Raw genomic sequence first — 3,600 nt, 5'->3', positions numbered from 1 at the left:
CCCGGTCCCATTCCGAACCCGGAAGCTAAGCCTGACAGCGCCGATGGTACTGCAACCGAAGGGTTGTGGGAGAGTAGGACACCGCCGAACTTACGTTGAGGAAGGGCCTGGGCCCGGTAGAGACCACAGTCTCCCGGCCCAGGCCCTTCCCTCATTTCCGGCCACAGCCGTGTCGACCCCCCAATCACGCGTGTCGACCCTTCAATCACGCGAGTCGACCCTCCAGACACGCCAGTCCCGGTCCGGGTCACGCGAGTCGCGCCCAGCCGGCCGGCGTGGTGGCTCCCCAATCACGCATGATGCCCCGCCAATCACACGTGATGCCCCTCGACGCCCGCCGCCGGCGTGACCCGGCACCGAACTCGCATGAGCAGACCCGCATCTCGTGTGATTGGAAGCGGAACTCGCGTGATTGGAGGGTCATCTCGCGTGTCTGGAGGGTCGACACGCGTGTCTGGAGGGTCGACACGCGTGACTGCGGGGGCATCACGTGAGGCGGCCCGTGGGTGTGGAAAGGGGGGTCAGGAGCGGAGCTCCTGACCCCCCTTCGAACAGCGGGAGGGGACGGATGGTTACTTGATCGCGGAGCCGGCCTGCCAGTCGGCCCAGGACTTGGACCAGTCGCCGTACAGGTCCCAGACCGGGAGCTGGGGGCCGCCCGAGTTCGTCACCTCGACCACGTCGCCCAGGCCCATGTTCTGGAAGAACCACTGGGCGTTCGCGTCGTTCAGGTTGATGCAGCCGTGGGACACGTTCGAACTGCCCTGCTGACCCACGCTGTTCGGGTTCTCGTGGACGAACTCACCGTCGTTGGAGATGCGCTCCGACCACTTCTCGTCCGAGCGGTACGCCTTCGGATCCGGCGGGCAGACGCCGTACGTGCAGGAATCCATCGTGTAGTTCGCCTGCTTGTCCGAAATCACGTGCGCACCCAGGTGGGTCGGCGTGGCGTCCTTGCCCATCGAGATCGGCATCGACTTCACCATGGCGCCATTGTGGAAGATCTGCATCTGCTCGCTGTTCCCGTCCGCTTTCGCGATCCAGGAATCGTGCACCTTGTACGTTTCCGTACGATCTTCCGCGCCGAACACCCCGCCGCCGAAATCGACGCCGTAGATCTTCGCCGTCACCTTCAGCGTCGTGCCGGCCTTCCAGTACTCCTTCGGCCGGTAGTGGACGTTGGAGTCGTCGATCCAGTACCAGCCGCCGTCATGCTTCGGGGTCGACTCCACCGTCAGGGCCTTCTCCACCGCCGCCTTGTTCTTCACGGCGACCTTGCCGAAGCTGAACACGATCGGCTGGCCGACGCCGACGCCCGTGCTCGCCACCGCCGACGGCGCCGGGATCAGGTTCGCGTTCGCCTGCTTCTTCGGCGCCAGCGTGGTGATCTGGTTGTCCTGCTCGACCGGCTTCCCGTTGGCGCCCTGGGCGTGCGCGACGATCTTGTACGTCGAGCCGTAGCCGAGCGGCTCGCTGGACGTCCAGCTCGACCCGTCCGGCGCCAGCTTGCCGGCGACCGTCTTCCCCTTGGCCGCGTTGGTCACCGTGACGTCGAGGAGTTTCCCGTTGGCCGCTTTGACGACGATCGGCATCGCCGGGTTCACCGCCGTGCCGCCCGCGGGCTCGAACGTCACCGCGACCGGCGTGTCGGCCGGCGCCGCGGACCCCGACACCGGCGCCCCACCGCCGGGCGAACCACCGTCGTCACCGGACGAACAGGCGGAAAGCAGCAGTGCCCCGGCGAGGATTCCGGCCACCGAAAGTAAAATCTTCTTGGGGAGCATATTATCTCTTTTTGGGAATCGGGGATCGGCGGGCATTCGTCATCAAAACTACGCGATAGCGATGACGTTCTTGCCGGCGGATCGGTGCATCGGCGTGACGTGGATCACGTGACGACGAGACCTGGAGCCCCGTAGAGTCCCGGGCCGCGCACCGAAACCGCGCCGAGGTACTCGCGGGCCGCCGTGTACGCCTGTTCCGCCAGTGCTTCCGTGTGCCCGAAATCCAACGGGTTCACACGTACCGGCGCCGGCCCCGGCAGGTAGAGCACCGGCACCTGCGCGGCCGCCAGCGGCGCCTCCAGCACGGCCTGGTTCCGCATGCTGATCATCGCGGTGAACATCATCACCTCGGCGAACGTCCGCGGCGCGTCCGGCAGTTTGCCGGGGAACGCGCAGTCGAGCACCACCAGCGACTTCGCGCCCATGGTCAGCGCCTGCCGCATCGGGACGTTCGCGACGAGCCCGCCGTCGTACAGCAGCCGGCCGTCGTGCTCCACCGGCGGGAAGATCCCGGGGATCGCGCAGCTCGCCAGGAGGGGCTCCAGCAGCCGTCCGGAGCGGATGAGCAGCGGCTCGGCCGTGTCGACCTGCGTCGTGACGACGCCGAGCGGCAGGGGCAGGTCCTCGAAGCGCGTCGAGGCGCCGAGGTGGTCGGCGATGATCCCGGCCAGGCCGGTGTTGGGGAACAGGTGCGTCTTGCTCTGCGTGAGTGTCCGCACGCGGCTCAGCACGCCGCCGGGGAACGCCTCCGCGCGCGTCATGTGCGCCCAGATGTCGTGCAGCCGCGCGAGGGCGTCTTCGCCGGAACGCGCCAGCACGGCCGCGTTGAGCGAACCGACCGACGTCCCGGTCACGACGTCCGGGGTGAGCCCGGCCTCGGTCAGGGCGCGCAGCATGCCGACCTGCATGGCGCCGAGGCTGCCGCCCCCGCCGAGGACGAAGCCGACCGGCCGGGGGAGATCCGCGAGACTCATGCCGCCGAATGTAGTAAGCCCGCGGTCAGGACACGCGTTCGCGTTCGGGTTCCGCGAGCACCTTGCGCTTCTTCAGGCGCAGCAGGAAGAACACGGCCGCGGCGGCGAGCACGCCGACCACGATCAGGCCGCCGGTGTTCAAGGCGCCTTCGATGCGCTTGGCGGCTTCGCCGAGCGCCGCGCCGATGCCGATGTGGACCAGGGACCAGCAGAACGCGCCCGCCGCGGCGGCGGGCAGGAACTTGCGGAACGGCAGCCCGGACGTCCCGGCCGCCGCCGGCGTCAGGGTCCGGATCACCGGCAGGAACCGGGCGAAGAACACCGCCCAGGCGCCCCGGCGCGCCAGGACCGCGGTGGCCTTGTCCCAGGCCGCCAGGCCGTACTTGCGGATCAGCTTCGTCTCACGCAGGCGCGGCCCGAACCGGCGGCCGATGCCGTAGCCGAGCGCGTCGCCCGCCGTCGCGCAGAGGGTGACGACGAGCCACAGGGCCAGGAACCGGGGGACGGTGTTGGCCGTCGTCGCGGCGACGAGCAGCCCGGATTCGCCGGGGGCCAGGAAACCCAGCCCGATCGTGCACTCGGCGAACACCAGGCCGCCGGTCGCGGCGACGAGCCCCGGTTCCGGGAGTCCTTGCAACCAGCTGAGGAGGTCCGAAACCAGGGCCATGCCGCCACTTTACCGATCCTTTAAGGATGGTGGGGTGACGTGGGTCACCGGGCCAGCAGTGAGCTGGCCTCTTGCGAAGCCGGGCCCTGCTCGGCGAGGTGGGCCAGGTTCTCCGGCAGCACCTCGCCGCGGTGGGCCTTGGTCTGGGCGTACAGCCGCCCCGCGCGATACGACG

At 68.9% G+C, this 3,600-nt stretch carries 3 protein-coding genes, 1 rRNA gene and 1 pseudogene; 1 reads left to right on the top strand and 4 read right to left on the bottom strand.

From position 1 onward, the window contains the following. Window positions 1–90 (top strand): 5S ribosomal RNA (rrf, locus tag ACLJOU_RS46825); the annotation flags it as partial. 482 nt (window positions 91–572) lie between these two features. Here rrf and ACLJOU_RS46820 read toward each other — a convergent pair. The 4 genes and pseudogenes from ACLJOU_RS46820 to ACLJOU_RS46805 form a co-directional block, all read right to left on the bottom strand. Continuing rightward, window positions 573–1,784 (bottom strand): L,D-transpeptidase, encoded by a 1,212-nt coding sequence (locus tag ACLJOU_RS46820; protein WP_410575771.1) that lies wholly within the window; start codon window positions 1,782–1,784, stop codon window positions 573–575. Between the two features lie 104 nt (window positions 1,785–1,888). Next, window positions 1,889–2,758: a patatin-like phospholipase family protein gene (locus ACLJOU_RS46815; RefSeq protein WP_410575770.1), complete on the bottom strand. Its 870-nt coding sequence runs from the start codon at window positions 2,756–2,758 to the stop codon at window positions 1,889–1,891. A gap of 25 nt (window positions 2,759–2,783) precedes the next feature. Then, window positions 2,784–3,425, bottom strand: a complete 642-nt coding sequence (locus ACLJOU_RS46810; protein ID WP_410575769.1) for a DedA family protein — start codon at window positions 3,423–3,425, stop codon at window positions 2,784–2,786. Between the two features lie 44 nt (window positions 3,426–3,469). Continuing rightward, window positions 3,470–3,600, bottom strand: a pseudogene (locus ACLJOU_RS46805) (lipoyl synthase); the annotation flags it as partial.

This window comes from Amycolatopsis sp. cmx-4-61 (genome assembly GCF_046548775.1).
Classification (GTDB): domain Bacteria; phylum Actinomycetota; class Actinomycetes; order Mycobacteriales; family Pseudonocardiaceae; genus Amycolatopsis.
Note: the sequence above shows the minus strand (reverse complement) of the source record. Positions and strands in the feature narration are given on the sequence as shown.